Annotated in this window: 17 protein-coding genes; 5 read left to right on the top strand and 12 right to left on the bottom strand. The window is 67.9% G+C overall.

Annotated elements, in window-relative coordinates:
* Positions 1-39 precede the first annotated feature (39 nt).
* Genes G6N33_RS14010 through ssd form a run of 4 tightly spaced genes read right to left on the bottom strand, consistent with a single transcriptional unit; the run spans position 40 to position 3,699 of the window.
* Positions 40-636 carry a type II secretion system F family protein gene (locus tag G6N33_RS14010; RefSeq protein WP_179962631.1) on the bottom strand — a complete coding sequence of 199 codons (597 nt, stop codon included), beginning with the start codon at positions 634-636 and terminating at the stop codon, positions 40-42.
* Positions 633-1,439 (bottom strand): type II secretion system F family protein, encoded by an 807-nt coding sequence (locus G6N33_RS14005; RefSeq protein WP_231382501.1) that lies wholly within the window; start codon positions 1,437-1,439, stop codon positions 633-635. The genes G6N33_RS14010 and G6N33_RS14005 overlap by 4 nt, the downstream gene beginning before the upstream one ends.
* Positions 1,436-2,608: a TadA family conjugal transfer-associated ATPase gene (locus tag G6N33_RS14000; protein ID WP_044508793.1), complete on the bottom strand. Its 1,173-nt coding sequence runs from the start codon at positions 2,606-2,608 to the stop codon at positions 1,436-1,438. The genes G6N33_RS14005 and G6N33_RS14000 overlap by 4 nt, the downstream gene beginning before the upstream one ends.
* Complete coding sequence (gene ssd / locus G6N33_RS13995; protein ID WP_179962630.1) at positions 2,605-3,699, bottom strand: septum site-determining protein Ssd; 1,095 nt, start codon at positions 3,697-3,699, stop codon at positions 2,605-2,607. The genes G6N33_RS14000 and ssd overlap by 4 nt, the downstream gene beginning before the upstream one ends.
* A 439-nt stretch (positions 3,700-4,138) precedes the next feature.
* Here ssd and G6N33_RS13990 point away from each other — a divergent pair, with 439 nt between their 5' ends.
* A complete protein-coding gene (locus tag G6N33_RS13990) occupies positions 4,139-4,996 on the top strand; it encodes an HAD-IB family hydrolase (RefSeq protein ID WP_044512498.1) in 858 nt (285 codons plus the stop codon).
* Between the two features lie 437 nt (positions 4,997-5,433).
* On the opposite strand, the gene G6N33_RS13985 is transcribed toward G6N33_RS13990, so the two are convergent.
* Genes G6N33_RS13985 through G6N33_RS13965 form a run of 5 tightly spaced genes read right to left on the bottom strand, consistent with a single transcriptional unit; the run spans position 5,434 to position 11,224 of the window.
* Complete coding sequence (locus tag G6N33_RS13985; protein WP_044508794.1) at positions 5,434-6,195, bottom strand: Fic family protein; 762 nt, start codon at positions 6,193-6,195, stop codon at positions 5,434-5,436.
* 11 nt (positions 6,196-6,206) lie between these two features.
* Complete coding sequence (locus G6N33_RS13980) at positions 6,207-7,820, bottom strand: dipeptide ABC transporter ATP-binding protein (RefSeq protein ID WP_044508796.1); 1,614 nt, start codon at positions 7,818-7,820, stop codon at positions 6,207-6,209.
* Complete coding sequence (locus G6N33_RS13975; protein ID WP_044508798.1) at positions 7,817-8,680, bottom strand: ABC transporter permease; 864 nt, start codon at positions 8,678-8,680, stop codon at positions 7,817-7,819. The genes G6N33_RS13980 and G6N33_RS13975 overlap by 4 nt, the downstream gene beginning before the upstream one ends.
* Positions 8,673-9,599 (bottom strand): ABC transporter permease, encoded by a 927-nt coding sequence (locus tag G6N33_RS13970; RefSeq protein ID WP_044508800.1) that lies wholly within the window; start codon positions 9,597-9,599, stop codon positions 8,673-8,675. The genes G6N33_RS13975 and G6N33_RS13970 overlap by 8 nt, the downstream gene beginning before the upstream one ends.
* Positions 9,600-9,601: 2 nt before the next feature.
* Positions 9,602-11,224 carry a peptide ABC transporter substrate-binding protein gene (locus G6N33_RS13965; protein ID WP_044512500.1) on the bottom strand — a complete coding sequence of 541 codons (1,623 nt, stop codon included), beginning with the start codon at positions 11,222-11,224 and terminating at the stop codon, positions 9,602-9,604.
* A gap of 98 nt (positions 11,225-11,322) precedes the next feature.
* Here G6N33_RS13965 and G6N33_RS13960 point away from each other — a divergent pair, with 98 nt between their 5' ends.
* Positions 11,323-12,114, top strand: coding sequence for an LppU/SCO3897 family protein (locus G6N33_RS13960; protein WP_044508802.1), 792 nt, complete (start codon positions 11,323-11,325; stop codon positions 12,112-12,114).
* A gap of 1 nt (position 12,115) precedes the next feature.
* Here G6N33_RS13960 and G6N33_RS13955 read toward each other — a convergent pair whose 3' ends face one another.
* Positions 12,116-12,565: a DUF4232 domain-containing protein gene (locus G6N33_RS13955; RefSeq protein WP_044512501.1), complete on the bottom strand. Its 450-nt coding sequence runs from the start codon at positions 12,563-12,565 to the stop codon at positions 12,116-12,118.
* A gap of 232 nt (positions 12,566-12,797) precedes the next feature.
* Here G6N33_RS13955 and acs point away from each other — a divergent pair, with 232 nt between their 5' ends.
* Entirely contained in the window at positions 12,798-14,759 is a 1,962-nt protein-coding gene (acs, locus tag G6N33_RS13950) for an acetate--CoA ligase (protein WP_044508804.1), read from the top strand.
* 9 nt (positions 14,760-14,768) lie between these two features.
* Here acs and G6N33_RS13945 read toward each other — a convergent pair whose 3' ends face one another.
* The gene (locus G6N33_RS13945) at positions 14,769-15,467 is read right to left on the bottom strand and encodes a chymotrypsin family serine protease (protein ID WP_061557428.1); all 699 of its coding nucleotides are present in this window, start codon (positions 15,465-15,467) and stop codon (positions 14,769-14,771) included.
* Between the two features lie 267 nt (positions 15,468-15,734).
* Between G6N33_RS13945 and G6N33_RS13940 the strand changes: the two genes are divergently transcribed.
* Both G6N33_RS13940 and G6N33_RS13935 read left to right on the top strand, forming a co-directional pair.
* Positions 15,735-16,277 (top strand): phage holin family protein, encoded by a 543-nt coding sequence (locus tag G6N33_RS13940; RefSeq protein ID WP_044508807.1) that lies wholly within the window; start codon positions 15,735-15,737, stop codon positions 16,275-16,277.
* Positions 16,278-17,243 carry an alpha/beta fold hydrolase gene (locus tag G6N33_RS13935; protein WP_044508809.1) on the top strand — a complete coding sequence of 322 codons (966 nt, stop codon included), beginning with the start codon at positions 16,278-16,280 and terminating at the stop codon, positions 17,241-17,243.
* On the opposite strand, the gene marP is transcribed toward G6N33_RS13935, so the two are convergent.
* Positions 17,236-18,429, bottom strand: coding sequence for an acid resistance serine protease MarP (gene marP, locus G6N33_RS13930; protein WP_101528717.1), 1,194 nt, complete (start codon positions 18,427-18,429; stop codon positions 17,236-17,238). The genes G6N33_RS13935 and marP overlap by 8 nt on opposite strands.
* Between the last annotated feature and the right edge of the window lie 5 nt (positions 18,430-18,434).

Genomic DNA, 18,434 nt, shown 5'->3' with positions numbered 1-18,434 from the left:
CACCAATACTTCTCCTTCGCTTTGGTGGGTATTGCTCGTTCACAGCACGCCCGACTGCAGGACATCCCCGGCCAGCCCAGCCACGACGGGCACAATGCCCAGGCAGACGAATGCCGGCAGAAAGCACAGTCCCAGCGGCCCGGCAATCAGCACCCCGGCACGCTCGGCAGCCGCGGCGGCGGCGTGCGTGGCATCGTGGCGCGACTGTTCGGCCAGTTCAGCGACGCCGCCGGCCAGCGCCGAACCGGAGGACGCCGAACGGCGGGCCAGCCGCAACAGAGCCTGGATCTGTCCGTGCTCCGCCGTCCTCGCCGCGTCCGGCGAAATCGACCATGCCACAGCCGGGTCCGCGCCCAGCGCCAGCAGATCAGCGGCTCGGCGCAACACTCTGCCGAGCTCGGGCGGCGCGGACCCGGCCGTCGCCGCCGCGGCGGTCGACACCGCCATTCCGGCCTCCAGGCACACCGCGAGCACGTCCAAACTGGACGCAACGGCCAGCGGGTCCGGTCCGCGCACCGACGCGTTCGGCGGCCGAAGTCGTGGCGTAGGCAGCGCCGCACCAGCGCGTGCGCGTACCAGCGACGGTCCGGGCACCAGCAGCAACGCCATCGACAGGAGCATCGCCGCGGTACTCATGTCCCGGCTCCCGCGCGCTGGATGATCCGATCCGACCACAGCAGACCACCGCACCCGAGCACCGCCCCGGCCAGCAGCAACCACCCGCCGACGTGCCCGCCGAGCAAGAAACTCAACGGGCGGGCCCCAATGGCCTGACCCAGCACGACGCCGAGGGCCGGCAGGCCCGCCAAAATCACCGCGGTGGCGCGCGCCCCGGCCATGCCCGAGCTGACTCGATCCGAAAACCGTTGCCGCTCAATGATATCGCGCTGCCCGGTGCGCATCAGGATGGCGATCGCCAACCCGTGCTCGCTGGCCAGCTGCCAGCACACCGCCAGTCGATGCCAATGCGCGGGCTGGGCCGACGACCGCGCCGCCGCGCGCAGTCCTGCCGCGACATCGGCACCCAATCGTGCCCGGGCCGCGACCCCGCGCAGTGCCACGGCAACCGGGCCGGCGGTTTCGTCGGCGGCCACCGTGAAGGCGCGCACCGGATGCGACCCGACGCGCAGCTCGCCGACCAACACGTCGAGCGCGGCTTCCAGCGTGCGGGCCTCTTCGGTCGCCCGCCGCAGCCGGCGACTGCGGTGCAGGCGCAAGCCCGCCGTGGCCACCACCACCGCGCCGGCGAGCACCACCGCCACCGGGAGCACCACCGCGGCCGCGACGATGCCGCACCCCGGCACCCAGCCCGCCGCGCGGATCGAGACGACAAGCGGTCGGCGCGTCGGCCGCGCCCTGCCCAGCCGACGCCCGCGTGACGCCGGGAAGACCAAGAGCGCCAACGCCAAGCACAGCATTGCAGCCGACACTGCGCTCACGGCAGTCTGCTTTCCAACAAGCGATGCAGTGCACCGGCATCGTGGGTCATCCCCTGCTCCGCGTGCCACGCCGTCACCGCGTGGACCCGCCCGTCGACGTGGCGCAGCACCGCGATCTCGGTGAGCCGGCGTCGGCCCGTTCGGTCCCGGGCGACGTGGAGCAGCACCTGCACGGCGGCGGCCAACTGACTGTGCAACGCGGCACGGTCCAGGCCGCCGAGGGCGCCCAGCGCCTCCAATCGCGCCGGGACCTCACCCGGACTGTTCGCATGCACGGTGCCCGCCCCGCCGTCATGGCCGGTGTTCAACGCGGCCAGCAGGTCCACCACCTCGGCGCCCCGAACCTCGCCGACCACGATGCGATCGGGCCGCATGCGCAAGGCCTGCCGAACCAGTTGACGCACCGAAACCTCGCCCACGCCTTCGACATTGGCGCATCGCGCAACCAGCTTCACCAAGTGCGGGTGCGGCGGCGCCAACTCCGCGGCATCCTCGACACACACGATCCGCTCGGATGTCGGCACGGCGCCCAACATGGCGGCCAGCAGGGTTGTCTTGCCGGCGCCGGTGCCGCCGCAGACCAGGAATGCCAACCGCGCCGCGATGATGTCGGCGACCAGCGCGGCCGCCTCCGGTGGGATCGCACCCGCCGCGGCCAGTGCCGACAGATCCTGTGTAGCCGGCCGCAACACCCGCAGCGACAAACACGTGCCCGCGGCCGCTGCCGGGGGCAGCACCGCGTGCAACCGGACCGCAAACCCGCCGGACCCGATCCCGGTGAGCTGACCGTCAACCCACGGCTGGGCATCGTCGAGGCGTCGGCCCGCGGCCAGGGCGAGCCGCTGCGCCAACCGCCGCACTGCCGCCTCGTCGGCAAATCGGATGTGACTGCGGCGCAGGCCGTTTCCGTCGTCGACCCACACCGCGTCCGGCGCGGTGACCAGGACGTCGGTGGTGCCGTCGGCGCACAGCAGCGGTTGCAGGATGCCGGCGCCGGTCAACTCGGTTTGTAACACCCGAAGATTGGCCAGCACCTCGGTATCGCCGAGCATCCCGCCGGCCTCGGCCCGGATCGCCGCGGCCACCACGTTGGGGCGCAGCGACGAACCCAGCGGCGCGGACTCTGCGGCGAGCCGCTCGCGGACTCGCTCGATCAATGGCTCACTCACGCCGCCCGGCCTTTCGCCGCCGACCGCGCTTGGGGCAGCATGCCCAGCACGCGCCGCGCCGCGGCCGCCAGCGCGGACCGCCGTCCCAGTCGCAGGCCGCCATGCTCGAGCCGTTCGACCAGGTGCGGTTCGGCCCGCATTGACGCCAACAGCGGCAGCCCGGTGATGTCGGCGAGTTCGGCGGCCCGCAAGCCGCCCGGCGACGGCCCGCGGGCCACCAACCCGAGGTTCGGATTGGTCGCGGCCAGCACCGGGGTGATCGCCGCCGTCGCCGCGCACGCGCGCACGTCACAGGGACTGACGACCACGACCAGGTCGGCGGCATCCAGCGCGGCGTGGGCGGCATCAGTCAGCCGGCGCGGCAGATCGCACACCACGCTGACCCCGCCGCGGCTGCCCGCGTCGACCACCGCCTGCACCGGCCCGGCGTCCAACTCGTAACTGTGCCGCGTGCCGGACAGCAGGCTCATGCGACCGAGCCGCGGCAACGCATCACGCACGGCCGACCAGTTGAGGCGTCCGGCTTGCAAGGCCAGGTCCGGCCACCGCACTCCCGGCGTCGCCTCGGCGCCGAGCAGCAAATCGGCGCCGCCGCACCAGGGATCAAGATCGATCAGCAGCGCCTCGGGCGCGACGCGCGCCAGGGCGGCAGCGAACAGCGAGGCGCCGGCCCCGCCACAGCCGCCAATCACCGCGACAACTTCGCCGCGCGATCGGTCGTCCCGGACCGATTCGGCCGCCTCAGCGAGTTCGCGGATGAGTTCGTGTTCCCGCTCGGGCAGGGTCAGGACGTCTTGGGCGCCGACCGCGACCGCCGCCGCCCAGGTCGACGAGGCGGGTGTGGCGGCGCTCAACACACTCACATGGGCCCGGCGGGGCAGATCGGCGCAACGTCGCGCCGCGGCCTCGTCGAGCACCACCGCGGCGGCCGCCGACCAGGTTTTCCGACCGATGGACGACCCGCCGGCGTGCACCACTCGCACACCGACTGCGGCGGCCACCCGGTCCAGCTCATCACGCAGGTTCGCGTCGGTCAGGACCGCCAAAACGCCGGCGGAACGTCTCGCCTCCGGGCCCGTGCTGACCGTCACCCCACCACGGTGCAAGCAGGCCAGGATGGGACACCAGTCCCAAACCCGGATTTGTGCAGAGAGACGCCAGTGTGCACAAAGACGTGCCGCGAGTGTCTGCCGGTGCTATGGATAACAGTGTGCCCGCAACGCGCAGAGGGCAGATTGCGATGGTTCGAATGCCGGGAAAAATACCCCAGAAAAGGGACGACCCCCGCCAGGGGGGGAGGAGGCGGAGGTCGTCGTGCATCAGCCCCGGGGGGTCGGGCTGATACACCCTCGGCGTAGGCCGAGTAATGCTTACTATACACACGACAGTGCGTATTGACGCAATAGCGGTTTTTTGCCGAGCGGCCCTTTTCGCCGCAAAAACCCCGTTGGCCTCGTGCGTTTCACCCTGTTCAGCGGCTTGTACCGACAAGCACGCGGACGGCGAGGCCAATCCACCTATGCTGAGGTCGTGACCGTCTCCGACTCGGACGCACCCCAGCAAACTTCCGTCCAGACCGCCGCACCCGAGCTCTCGCACGCCCGCACCGCGGCCTTCTTCGACCTCGACAAAACGATCATCGCCAAGTCCAGCACCCTGGCGTTCAGCAAACCGTTCTTCAACCAAGGACTGCTCAACCGACGTGCCGTGCTGAAGTCCAGCTACGCCCAATTCATATTCCTGCTCTCGGGTGCCGATCATGACCAGATGGACCGCATGCGTACCCACCTGGCCAACATGTGCACCGGCTGGGACGTCGCTCAGGTCAAGTCGATCGTCAACGAAACGCTGCACGACATCGTGACCCCGCTGGTGTTCGCCGAAGCCGCGGACCTGATCGCCGCGCACAAGCTGTGCGGCCGCGACGTCGTCGTGGTCTCGGCGTCCGGCGAGGAGATCGTGGCGCCGATTGCCCGTGCGCTTGGTGCCACGCACGCGATGGCGACGCGGATGGTCGTCGAGGACGGCAAGTACACCGGCGAGGTCGCGTTCTACTGCTACGGCGAAGGCAAGGTGCAAGCCATCCGCGAGCTGGCCGCACGCGAGGGCTATCCGCTGGAACACTGCTACGCCTACTCCGACTCGATCACCGACCTGCCGATGCTCGAGGCCGTCGGCCATCCGAGTGTCGTCAACCCCGACCGCGCCCTGCGCAAGGAAGCGACCGAACGTGGTTGGCCGGTGCTGAGCTTCTCCCGGCCGGTGTCGCTTCGCGACCGGATCCCGGCGCCGTCGGGCGCCGCGATCGCCACCACGGCGGCAGTGAGCATCACGGCGCTGGCCGCCGGTGCGGTCACCTATTCACTGTTGCGCCGCTTCGCGTTGTAGCGTCGGCGCGACTCGCCGAACACCGTCGGCCGGCAAATACGATCGCCGGCGAATTCGCAATGTTTACAGAATTGACCCTTGCTGTGCTAAGGGTCTAGTAGTACAAAGGAACCACGGAAGCCCGGTGCGGCCAAGGTCGATCCGGAAGAGAAGGTTCGATCTCCCAACCCGGGCGCCCAGCACGGTACCCGGCACCCACGCGGAGTCATAGCCGCGATAATGGCAGAAGTGTTGCGGGCCTGCGTAATTGCGAAAAAGCAGAAGAGCTTGGACGACCCTTTGGGTGGGGTTGAGGCTCGAAGCGTCGCAAGATCGCCGAGGCCACCCACGCAGCCCAAAAGTGCACGCATGGTAACCGGGTTCCGTGCTAGCGGGCGGCGGACCGAATACTTCGGAGCGTCGCCCGCTCTGCATGTTCAAGTCTTTTTTCGCCCGGGCTATTTCTTCCCCGGCAAAGACTCCGCGATCGACAAGGCCTCCTGCGCGCCGGCTTGCAGCGCCCGGCAACACAGCACCAACCAAGCGCCCACCCCCCGCGGCGTGCCCTCGGCGAATCCGCTTGCGGCAGAGCGATAGTCGCCCGGTTTGCGCATCCAGCTGACCTCAGGCACGCCCAGACCGTGCGGGTCGAGCCCGCTGGCGATGGTCACCAGTCGCGAGGCCGCGCGCGCCACCACACCGTCGGCGCTGCCAAAGGGCTTGAGGGTCAGCAATTCTCCGTGCGCGACCGCGGCCATCACCGGCGCCGGCACTTGGCTGCGGCCGCTGACGATGTCGGCCAGCAGCGCCAGCCGCGGGCCCACCTCGGAGTCGGCCCGGGGCCGACCCAGGTGATCATCGTCGGCCAAGTCCGCGGCGGCCAGCATGTGCAGGCGCGCCAAGGCCTGCAGCGGAGCCCGCTGCCATGTCCTGACCACCAGACCGCCGCCGCCCTCCAGCTCCTGGGCCACCCGCAGTGCGCCACCGAACACCGGGTCGCTGACCCCGGCCTGATCCGCCAAGTCTTCAAACCGCACCGGGCCGCCGTCGAGCACCGAGGAGGCGCGGGCCGCACGTAACGAGGCTTCAGCGGCAGTGACCGGCCAGCCGCGCAGGTTCGCCCGATGCCGGTGGGCGCGGCCCAGCGCCTCGCGAGCCCGATCGCTCGCCTCGGCGACGCCGGGCAGCTCCATCAGCGGGGCCAGCGGGTCTGCCGTCACAGCTTGCCAACCTAGCGGGACGGGGTGGATGCCCCGGGAATGGCCTCCAGCAATTGCCGGGTGTACTTGTGGTTGGGCCGGGTGAACAGCTCCGCGGTGGCGGCCTGCTCGACGATTCTCCCGGCGCGCATCACCAGCACTTCGTCGGCGATCTGCCGGACCACCGCCAAGTCGTGACTGATGAACAGGTAGGCGAGACCGAGGTCGGCCTGCAACGAACTCAGCAGCTCCTGGATCTGCGCCTGCACCAGCACGTCGAGCGCCGACACCGCCTCGTCGCAGATCAGCACATCAGGCCGCAGCGCCAAGGCCCGCGCGATCGCGACCCGCTGGCGTTGACCGCCGGACAACTCGCGCGGCAACCTGCCCAGCACCGACGACGGCAGCGCCACCTGGTCGAGGAGCTCTCGCACGGCCCGCTCGCGCTGCCGGCGGTCGCCGAGGCGGTGGATGCGCAACGGTTCTTCGATGGCTCGAAACACCGAATACATCGGGTCCAGGCTGCTGTACGGGTTCTGGAACACCGGCTGCACGCGTCGGCGAAAGGCCATCATCACCGCGCGGCTCGACGTGCCCGAGATGCGGGTGCCGTCGAACATCACGGTGCCTGAGGTCGGTTCGAGCAAGCCGAGCGCCATCCGGGCCACCGTGGACTTGCCCGAACCCGATTCGCCGACAATGGCCAGGGTTTGGGCCCGACGCAGCCGGAACGACACCGCGTCAACAGCGCGAATCTCGGCACGCCGCCACGGTGCACCGTGCGATTCCCGGTAGACCTTGGTGAGCCCGGTGCCGACTAGGATGTCGTCCGCCTGGGTCAACGCCGACGTCCGGCTGCGAACCGTGAGCGACGGGGCAGCGGCCACCAGTCGCCGCGTGTACTCATGGTGCGGTTCGCGCAGGATGGATTGCGCAGCACCGGTTTCCACCACTACCCCGCGGTGCATGACGACGACCCGCTCGGCCCGTTCGGCGGCCAACGCCAGGTCGTGGGTGATCAGCAACAGCGCGGTGCCGAGTTCATGGGTCAGGTGTTGCAGATGGTCGAGCACTTGGCGCTGCACGGTGACGTCGAGCGCGGATGTCGGCTCGTCGGCGATCAACAGCTGCGGGTGCCCCGCGAGGCCGATGGCGATCAAGGCTCGTTGGCACATGCCGCCGGAGAGCTGGTGCGGATACTTGGCGGCTTGTTTCACCGGCTCGGCCATCCCGGCCTGAGCCAACAGCTCCACCGCCCGCCGGCGGGCCTGACGACCATCGGTGTTGGCCCGCAGCGCCTCCCGGACCTGGAAGCCGACCTTCCAGACCGGGTTGAGGTTGGTCATCGGATCTTGCGGAACGTAGCCGATGCGACGCCCCCGGATGGAGCGCAGCACGCGGCGATCCGCCGAGGTGATGTCGATCCCGTCAAACATGATGCGGCCACCCGTGATTCGACCGCCGGGCGGTAGGAGCCCGAGGATCGCGGCGGCCGTGGTGGACTTTCCCGAGCCCGACTCGCCTACCACGGCGACGGTCTGACCGCGCAAGACGCCCAGATCCACGCCGCGCACCGCGGGGGCATGATCACCGAAACTGACCTTCAGGCCCTCGACGGTCAGCAGCGGCGACTGCGAGGTGTTCATGCGCGCCTCGCTCGCGACGCGGGATCCAAGGCGTCGCGCAGCGCATCGCCCATCATCATGAACGCCAGCACCGTGACCGCCAGCGCACCGGCCGGGTAGAACAGGATCGGCGAACCCGCCCGCAACCGTGTCTGCGCGAGGTTGATATCGCCGCCCCAGGACACCACCGAGGTCGGCAGGCCGACGCCCAGGTAGGACAGGGTGGCCTCGGTGACGATGAAGACTCCCAGCGCGATCGTAGCCATCGCGATCACCGGTCCTACGGCATTCGGCACTGCGTGCCGTAGCAGCGTTTGAAACCTGCTCAACCCCAATGCTTTAGCCGCCAACACGTAGTCGCTGGCCCGCACCTGCAGTACCGCGCCCCGGGCGATGCGCGCGATCTGCGGCCAGCCGAACAATGCCAGGATGGCGATCACCGTCCACACCGTGCGGTGGTGCAAGACCTGCATCAGCACGATCGCGGCCAACAGCAGCGGCAGCCCGAAGAAGATGTCGGTGACGCGCGAGACGACGGCGTCGATCCAGCCGCCGTAGAACCCAGCCAACGCACCGAGCGCCCCGCCCAGGACGAACACCAGCAGGGTGGCGCCCAGTCCGACCGTCACCGACGCCCGCGCCCCGTAGATGGTGCGCGCGTAGATGTCGTGGCCCTGCAGGTCCGTGCCGAACCAGTGCGCCGCCGACGGGCTGCGCAGGCTCTGGCTGGGATCGGCATAGCTGGGGTCGGCGTGGGTGAACAACGTCGGAAACAGCGCGACCGCCAGAATCAGCACAATCAGCACGCTCGCGACGACGAACTTGGGGCGGCGGTGCAGCTTTCGCCAGGTTTCACGCCAGAAACCGGAATGTTCAGCCATAGCGGATCCGTGGGTCCAGCGCCGCGTAGAGCAGATCCACCAGCAGGTTGGTGATCAGATAGATGAGCACCAACACCGTCACGATCGACACGACAGTCGGCGCCTCTTGCCGCGTGACGGCTTGGTAGAGCACGCCACCGACGCCGTGAATATTGAAGATGCCTTCGGTGACCATCGCCCCACCCATCAGCGCCCCCAGGTCGGCGCCCAAGAACGTCACGACCGGGATCAGCGAGTTGCGCAGGATGTGTACAGTCACCACCCGCGGCCGCGACAGTCCTTTGGCCGTCGCGGTGCGGACGTAGTCGGCGTCCGCGTTGGCGGCCACCGCCGATCGGGTCAGCCGCACCACGTAGGCGAACGAGACTGAGCCCAAGACGATGCCGGGTAGCAGCAGGCGCACGAACGTCGCCCGTTCGCCGACGGTGACCGGCGCGATGCCGAGCTTGACCCCGAACAGGAACTGAGCCAGGAAGCCGAGCACGAAAATCGGGATCGCGATGATCACCAGGCCGGTGATCAGCACCGTGGCGTCGAACAGCCCGCCCCGCCGCAGGCCGGATACCACGCCGAACCCGACGCCCAGCACTGCCTCGACCACGAGTGCGATCAGCGCCAGCCGGATAGTGACCGGAAAGGCATGCGCCATAACGGAACTGACCGGCAACCCGGAGTAGGCGCGGCCCAAGTCGCCGTGCAGGACGCCGCCGACGTAGCGCAGGTACTGCACCAGGAACGGATCGTCGAGGTGGTAGCGGGCCCGCAACTGCGCGGCCACGGCCGGCGTCAGCGGCCGGTCCCCCGCGATCGCGGCCAATGGATCGCCGGGAAGCAGAAAGACCATGCCGTAAATCAGCAACGTGGCGCCCAAGAAGACGGGCACCAGCACGGCGATCCGGCGCGCGAGATACCACCCCATGGCTACGCCTTGACGACGTTCTCGTAGTCGGGCAGCCCGTTCCAGGTGACCGTGACGCCGCTGACCTGTGGTGACCACCCGATCACCGCAATGTAGTACCACAGCGGCACGGTGGGCATGTCGCGCAACAGGATTCGCTGGGCGACGTTGACCAACACATCGGCTGCACGCAGGTCGGGCGCGGCCTCGGCTGTCGCCAGGGCGGCGTCGAATTCCGGGTTGGAGTACCCGACGTCGTTGGACCCTGCGCCGGTCGCGTACAGCGGGGCAAGGAACTCGATCATCGACGGGTAGTCGCCGATCCAGCCGGCACGAAACGCTGTGTCGATGGTGCGGTTGGTGATCTCGGTACGAAATCCCGCGAAGGTGGGATGCGGCACACCGACGGCATCGATGCCCAGCACGTTCTTGATGCTGTTGGCCACCGCGTCCACCCATTCCTGATGGCCACTGTCGGCGTTGTAGGCGATGGCGTACCGTCCACTCCACGGCGACATCGCGTTGGCTTGAGCCCAAAGTTGGCGGGCCCGTTCGGGGTTGAAGTCCAACGTGTTGTTGCCCGGGATATGCGGGTCGTATCCCGGCAGGGAGCTGGCGGTGAAATCGCGGGCCGGGCTGCGGGTGCCGTTGAAGATTTGCTGACAGATCTGCGGCCGGTTGATCGCCGCCGACAGCGCCAGCCGGCGCAGCCGCCCCTCCTCGCCGCCGAAGTGCGGCAACCGCAATGGCGTGTCGAGCGACTGGCTGACGGCGACGGGTCCACTGGCCCAGTTGCCACTCAGGTCACGCCGATAGATCGTCAGAGCGCTGGACGGAATGGTATCCAGGACATCGAGATTGCCGGACAACAAGTCGGCGTAGGCGGTGTCGAGGTTGCCGTAGAACTCGAACCGCAAACCTTTGTTGTGGGGCTTGCGGTTGCCGTGATAGCGGGGATTGGGTTTCAAGTCGATCTTCACATTGTGCTCCCAGGCTGGCCCATCGGGACTGTCCGCCAACTGGTACGGGCCGTTGCCGACCGGATGCCGGCCGAACTCTGTCATGTCCCGAAAAGCCTTGTCCGGCAATGGATAGAATGCACTATGCCCCAACCGAAGCATGAAGTCTACGGTCGGCGCCTTGAGCCGCACCGTGAACTCCGAATCGTTGACGACATGCAACCCGGACATCGTGGTCGGTTTGCCGTCGCCCGGCGGGCCGGCCACATCTTCGAATCCGGCGATCGGACGGAAAAAATCCTGCTGCAGTTGGGCATTGGCGCTCAACGCGCCGTAATTCCAGGCATCGACGAAGGAATGGGCCGTCACCGGTGAGCCATCGGTGAATTCCCAGCCCGATTTGAGAACGATGCGGTAGTTGATGTTGTCGGTGGTCTCGATCGACTGCGCCACCTCGGGCGCCGGCCTGCCCGCGGCATCGTAGGACACCAAGCCGGCGAACAGCCGGTCCAGGATCCGCCCACCGAGGCTGTCGTTGGTGCCGGTCGGGATCAGCGGGTTGGGCGGTTCGCCGCCGTTGACCACCACCAATTCGGGACTCAGCGCACCGCCCCCACAACCGGATAAGCACCCGGCCACCAGCAGAACCACGGCGGCGGCAGCCGGCCAGGCCGGCCTGCCCCGCATCCCATGCATGACTGTGACCCTAGGGCCTGCGCCAGCGCCGACCGCGCAGGACCGCTGGTGAAGTGCGTCATCTGATCTCGACAACCTAGGATCTCGCCATGGGGGTCACTGTTGTTGCTGCGGACTACACCGTCGCCGCGTTGGCGGGCCGCCTGACGTTTGCGCTGGGCCTTCCGCTGGTCGGATTGACCCTTCTGGTGATCGGCCTGTGGGAGCGCTCACGGAGTCGTCGACAGCCGAGTCCCGGCTACCCGTACCCGCCGGCGATGGGGTACCCGTACCCGTACCCGGGGCCGGCGTATCCGGGTTATCCACCGCACGTCCCGCCGCCGCGCCCGCACGTCCCGCCGCCGCGCCGTGCCAGCAAATCGTCCACCACCCTGATCACGATCGGCAGCGTCGTGCTGACCTTGGGAATTCTGGGCGACGTCGCCAACGCCGCGACCGGGCTCGCCAGGCACCAGCAGCGCACGTCGATGCGGGTCGGCGAATGCATCACCCAAACGTCTTATCGCTCAGAGTCGTTCAGTTCGAGTACCAACAACGACTGCGCCAATCCGATGAACACATACCAGCTCGCCTTCAAAGGCGGATCGTCGGCCACGTGCCCCGACGGAAGGCGCGAGGGCTCTTACTACGACCGCTACACCGACAGCTCCACCATCCTGTGTTTCGCACTGAACCTCAAACAGGGTCAGTGTTATGAGTTCGGCTCCGACACCAGCCACCCCACCATCACGTTGAGCAACTGCTCTACCACCGCGTCCAGGCAAGTCCGAGTCGTCGCGCGCATTGACGGCAGCACCGACGAGTCTGGGTGTCCGGCGGGAGCCAAGGGCGTCGGCTATCCCAGCCCCGCAGTCGTCTACTGCCTGGCGCGCGAGCCCTAACTCACCCTCCCTGAATGGCGGTCACCGGATGCACCTGCGCGTCGCAGGCGTCGATGGTGACCGGCACGGGGAGCACGACCACCGTGTTCGGCGGGTTGACCTGTAGCTCGGTGTAGGTAGGACACGGGTCGCCGCGGCGGTCGACAGCCATCCCTTCAACGATCGCCTGCCCCTGCCCGGCCAGCGACAACGTCACCGTCGGCGGCCCGTCGACGCCGGGAGGCAGCCCGCCCATATAACCGCGCGGCGTGGGCGTGGCATGGACTTCCGGCCACTGGTCGCCCATCTCCACCGCGGGGTAGCCGGTCAGGGTGCATGGCTCGGCGCCGCCGGCAAGACTGAAGGTCAGGGTTACCGCACGGTGGCCGACGGCGCCCTGAGTCGGCGAGGCCGTCGCGGTGACCTGCTCGGAACGGCACGGCTCGGCCTGATCGCCGCTTTCGATCGGCATCGCGTGAGCCGGCGTCCCGATCCCGGTGCCCAGCGCGTAACTCGTTGCCACAGCAGCAAAGAGGACGCTCGGCCGACGCGCGTCCGGCCCACGCAATTCCCGCACATCGGCGATTATCCGTTATGACTACAGGCTTTGCCATCGAATTGAAGCGCGCGGATTCCACCGGCAAGACTAGGCTCGCAGAGGGCTGACCAGCTTGAACCCCGGTCTTCGAATTAGGAGTAAAGCAGTGACCGCCACACCCATCGATGGGCCGTCGTCGTACCCGCCCCCGGCGCACTTCGTCGAGCAGGCCAACGCCCGTGAAGACCTCTACCACGAGGCCGAGCAGGACAGATTGGCCTTCTGGGCCAAGCAGGCCAACCGGCTGTCGTGGGCGACGCCGTTCACCGAGGTGTTGGACTGGTCGGAGCCGCCGTTCGCGAAGTGGTTTGCTGACGGCAAGCTCAACGTCGCCTACAACTGCGTGGACCGGCACGTCGAGGCCGGGCTGGGCGACCGGGTCGCCATTCACTGGGTGGGCGAGCCGGTCGACGACAGCCGCAGCCTGACCTACGCCGAGCTGCAGGCCGAGGTGTGCAAAGCCGCCAACGCGTTGACCGATCTCGGTCTGCTCGCCGGTGACCGAGTCGCCATCTATCTGCCGCTGATCCCGGAGGCGGTGATCGCGATGTTGGCGTGCGCGCGGCTGGGCGTCATGCACAGCGTGGTGTTCGGGGGCTTCACCGCCAAGGCGCTGCGGGCCCGCATCGCCGACGCTCAGGCCAAGGTGCTGATCACCAGCGACGGGCAGTTCCGGCGCGGCAAGCCGGCACCGCTGAAAGACAACGCCGACGAAGCGGTCGCATCCGGGCCGGACGGCGAAAGCCCCATCGAGAAGGTTCTGGTGGTGCGGCGCACCGGAATTGACGTGGCCTGGAATGACGACCGTGACGTCTGGTGGCACGACGTGGTGGGCTCGGCCTCGCCGGAACACACGCCGCAGGCTTTCGACGCCGAGCACCCGCTGTTCCTGCTGTACACCTCGGGAACCACCGGCAAGCCCAAGGGGATAGTGCACACCAGCGGCGGCTACCTGACGCAGTCCTGCTACACAGTCCACACCATCTTCGATGTCAAGCCGGAAAGCGATGTGTTTTGGTGCACCGCCGACATCGGCTGGGTCACCGGGCACACCTACGGCGTCTACGGCCCGCTGTCCAATGGCATCACCGAGATCCTCTACGAGGGCACGCCGGACACGCCGGACCGCAGCCGCCATTTCCAGATCATCGAAAAATACGGCGTGACAATCTATTACACCGCGCCGACGATGATTCGGACGTTTATGAAGTGGGGACGCGAGGTTCCCGACGCCCATGACTTGTCCAGCCTGCGACTGATCGGATCTGTCGGTGAGCCGATCAATCCGGAGGCGTGGCGCTGGTACCGGGAAGTCATCGGCGCCAACGCCGTTCCGGTGGTGGATACCTGGTGGCAGACCGAGACTGGTTCGGCGATGATCTCGCCGCTGCCGGGGATCGCTGTGACCAAACCGGGTTCGGCGATGGCGCCGCTGCCCGGAATCTCGGCGAAGATCGTCGACGACCACGGGGATCCGCTGCAGCCCGACCCCGACAGCGACAAGAACGTCACCGGCTACCTGGTCCTCGATCAACCGTGGCCGTCGATGCTGCGGGGTATTTGGGGTGACCCGGACCGCTACCGGGACACCTACTGGTCAAAATTCGCCGACAAAGGCTACTACTTCGCCGGCGACGGCGCGCGTTTCGATCCCGACGGCGCGATCTGGGTGCTGGGCCGCATCGACGACGTGATGAACGTGTCCGGGCACCGGATCTCCACCGCCGAGGTGGAGTCAGCGCTCGTCGGCCACTCCGGGGTGGCCGAGGCCGCGGTGGTCGGCGTCACCGACGAGACCACCGGTCAGGCCATCTCCGCGTTCGTCGTCTTGTGTGCCGGCTACGACGCGCACGAGGACACGATCAACGAGCTACGCACCCAGGTGGCCAAGGAAATCTCGCCGATTGCCAAGCCGCGCGAGATTCACGTGGTGCCGGAGCTGCCGAAGACCCGCAGCGGCAAGATCATGCGCCGGCTGTTGCGCGATATCGCCGAGAATCGCGACCTCGGCGACACCTCGACGCTGCTCGATCCGGGCGTGTTCGACGCGATCAGGTCGGCCAAGTAACCGCGGCGCTCAGGCCGGCACCGGGACGAATCCGGCGCCCGGCCGATGCTTGGCGGTGACGTCGGCCAGGACCGCGTTGAACGAGACCACCACGGCCGGGGTGTGCAGTGGAATGTACTTGATGACACAGGTAGGCAGACTGTCGCTGAACGCGCCGTGGATCATCCCAACCAACATGCTGTCGACGGTCACCGGTCCGCCGGAGTCGCCCGGCCGGCCGCACACCTGCATGACAATGGTGCCCGGATCTTGCCCCGGGCCCCACGTCACACCGCACGAGTTGCCAGTGGTTCGGCCCTGCTTGCAGGCGACCTGACCGAACACGGGTTCCGGACCGATCCCGTTGATCACGAAGCCGTTGTAGTTGGCCACCGGCGCCACCTTGGCCGGATCGAACTTGATCACCGCGTAATCGAGAGCGTCGTTGCCCGCAACCATCTTGCCGAGCACCCCGCGGCCTTCGGCCGCCTCGGCGGCGATCTGCGCGCCCGGGCCACCGCAGTGCGCGGAGGTGAAACCGATCAGGTCGCCCGCGGTGTCGGTGCCGATCGTCGTCAGGGTGCACATGGTGTCCCCATTGATGACGATGCCGGCACCCCCACCCATCGGCACCCGGTCGTCAGCGGACGCGACGTTTGCAGGCAAACCGGGCTGAGATACGAGCACCGTCACCAGCAACGCCACCACGCACCGATGTGCTCTCTGCAATGCGTAACCCCCATCGGTGCCCGGACGTCGGAGAATAGCTGCGCCAGTCTAGATGATCACCCGGGCGGCCCTCTTGCTGTACGAATGCGCGCCGGCGAGGAGTCGACCGGAGCCGCGTGGCGCCGGGCCGCCCGTGCTCGGCTGGCCTCGTCTGGCATCGCAGCACATGGCAACATAAACCGCGACGAAGCGAACGGGCTCGGCGACGATGCGGGCCGTGCAACGGCTCGATGACCGGCCGGGGCAGTTGAGCGGAGAGGACCGTCTGTGAGCAAAGTCGATCGCAAAAATGGTGTGCCGAGCACCCTGACCACGATTCCGTTAGCGGATCCGCATGCCCGCAACGGCGAGCCGTCGATCGGTGACCTGATCAAAGAGGCGACGACACAGGCGTCCACCTTGGTACGCGCCGAGGTTGAGCTCGCCCGCGCCGAGATCACCCGTGACATCAAGAAAGGGCTCACCGGCAGCGTCTTTTTCATCGCCGCCCTGGTGGTGCTGTTCTACTCCACCTTCTTTTTCTTCTTCTTTCTCGCCGAGCTGCTCGACAACTGGTTGTGGCGCTGGGCGGCGTTCCTGATCGTGTTCGCGCTCATGGTGGTGGCCGGTGCCGTGCTGGCGCTGCTGGGATGGCTGAAGGTGCGCCGGATCCGGGGACCGCAGGAAACGATCGAGTCGGTCAAGGAGACTCGTACCGCACTCGCCCCCGGCCACGACAAAGCCGCTTCGGAGAGCAAGGAGCTCACCGAGGCCACCGGACGGCACGCGAGGCCGGGCAACGACAGCCCGTCCGATCCGTCGGGTTGGTAGATGGCAGCACCAGCTCCGTCGGTGGTACGCATCGACGGCCCGTGGCGGCATCTGGACGTGCACGCCAACGGCATTCGCTTCCATGTCGTCGAAGCGCTCCCGAACGGCAACGAGGCGCGCGGCGCAGCGGCGACGCGGCCGCTGGTGATGCTGCTGCATGGTTTCGGTTCCTTCTGGTGGTCCTGGCGTCACCAGCTGCGCGGATTGACCGGTGCGCGTGTCGTCGCGGTGGACCTTCGTGGCTACGGCGGCAGCGACAAGCCGCCGAGAGGTTACGACGGCTGGACCTTGGCCGGTGATACGGCCGGACTCGTTCGCGCGCTTGGGCATTCGTCGGCGACGCTGGTCGGGCATGCCGACGGCGGCCTGGCGTGCTGGACCACTGCACTATTGCATTCACGGCTGGTGCGCGGCATCGCGCTGATCAGCTCGCCCCACCCCGTCGCGTTGCGGCGCTCGGCGTTGACACGCCGCGACCAGGGTTCCGCACTGCTGTCGACGCTGTTGCGCTATCAGTTGCCCGTATGGCCCGAGCGACTGCTGACCCGCGACGACGGAGCCGAGATCGAGCGAATGGTCAGCAGCCGCAGCTCCGGGAAATGGGTTGCCTCCGAGGACTTTTCACAGACCATCGGTCACTTGCGCACAGCCATTCAAATTCCCGGCGCGGCGCACTGCGCGCTGGAGTACCAGCGCTGGGCGGTGCGCAGCCAGCTGCGCAGCGAGGGACGACGATTCATGAAATCGGTGTCCCGCCAGCTGGGTGTGCCCCTGCTACACCTGCGCGGCGACGTCGATCCCTACGTGCTGGCCGACCCGATCAACCGCAGCCAACGCTTCACGACGCAGGGCCGCTACGTATCCGTCGCCGACGCCGGACATTACAGTCACGAAGAGGCGCCCGAAGAAGTGAACAAGCATCTGACGAGGTTCTTCGAGCAGGTGCACGGACCCGCGATCAGCTGACGCAGTTGCCGGTGCCTACCTGCTGCGTGTCGCCGATGCGCGACAGCTGGCTGGCGACCTCACCGGCCGTCAACACGAATCCGGTGTCGGGATCGTCGACGGCGGCGCCGAACACCACACCCAGCACGTGGCCGCTGAGGTCGATCAACGGTCCGCCCGAATTCCCTTGTTCCACATTGGCTCTGATGGTGTAGACGTCGCGAGTCACCGGCGCGGGGTCCCGATAGATGTCCGGGCCGCTGAGCTTGATCGCCTCCCGGATCCTGGCCGGGGTCGCGGTGAAGTTGCCGCCGCCGGGATATCCCAGCACCACCACGCTGGTGCCCGTTTTCGCCTCGGTGTCACTGAACGCCAGCGGAGGCGGCGGCAGGTTCGGGATGGACAGGATCGCGATGTCGACTGACGGGTCATAGGACACCACGGTGGCGTCCAGCGGATTGCCGCTGGCGTAGATCTGGACGCTGCTGGAACCCGCCACCACGTGCGCGTTGGTCATCACCCGGTCGGGAGCGATGACAAAACCACTGCCCTCCAACACTTTCTGACAACTCGGCGCCAGGCTGCGTACCTTGACGACACTGGGCGCGGCGGCCTTCACCACGGGATTGTTGGCCAACGCGGGATCCGGTGATTCGACCGGGATCACCGGGGTGCGGCTGAACGGCTCCAACACCGCCGGCAAACCGGAGGTGTTCAGCAGCGCCGAAAGGCGTTTGGGCACCGTCTTCAGCCACGGCGGCGCGATGTCGTTGACCTCCGCCAGCACGCGCGAACCGCGGACCGCGGCCGCCAGCTCGGGCTGGTCTTTCGACTGGGTCAGCGGCGTCGCCAGCAGCCACGCCGCGGTGAGCACCACGACGAGTTGCACACCCACCCCGATGACGGAGTCGGCCGTTCGGATGGTGCGGCTGTGAATCGCGCCGCGCACCGCCCGCCCCAGCACCACGCCGGCGACCTCACCGACGACGACGAGCGCGAGAATCAGGAACAGCGCGGCGAATAGCTTGGCGCGCGGCGCGGCGATGTGGCTGACGATGTGCGGCGCCAGCAGCACCCCGGCGATCGCGCCCAGCAGCACGCCGACGAAGGAGAACAGCGATCCCACCGCGCCGGACCGCCAGCCCGAGATCGCGGCGATGAAGGCCACGGCCAACACGGCGACATCCAGCCACTGCGACGGGGTCATCGAGT

Origin of the sequence: Mycobacterium simiae, from assembly GCF_010727605.1 — a bacterium.
Lineage (GTDB): Bacteria > Actinomycetota > Actinomycetes > Mycobacteriales > Mycobacteriaceae > Mycobacterium > Mycobacterium simiae.
This window is presented reverse-complemented; position numbering and strand designations above follow the sequence as displayed.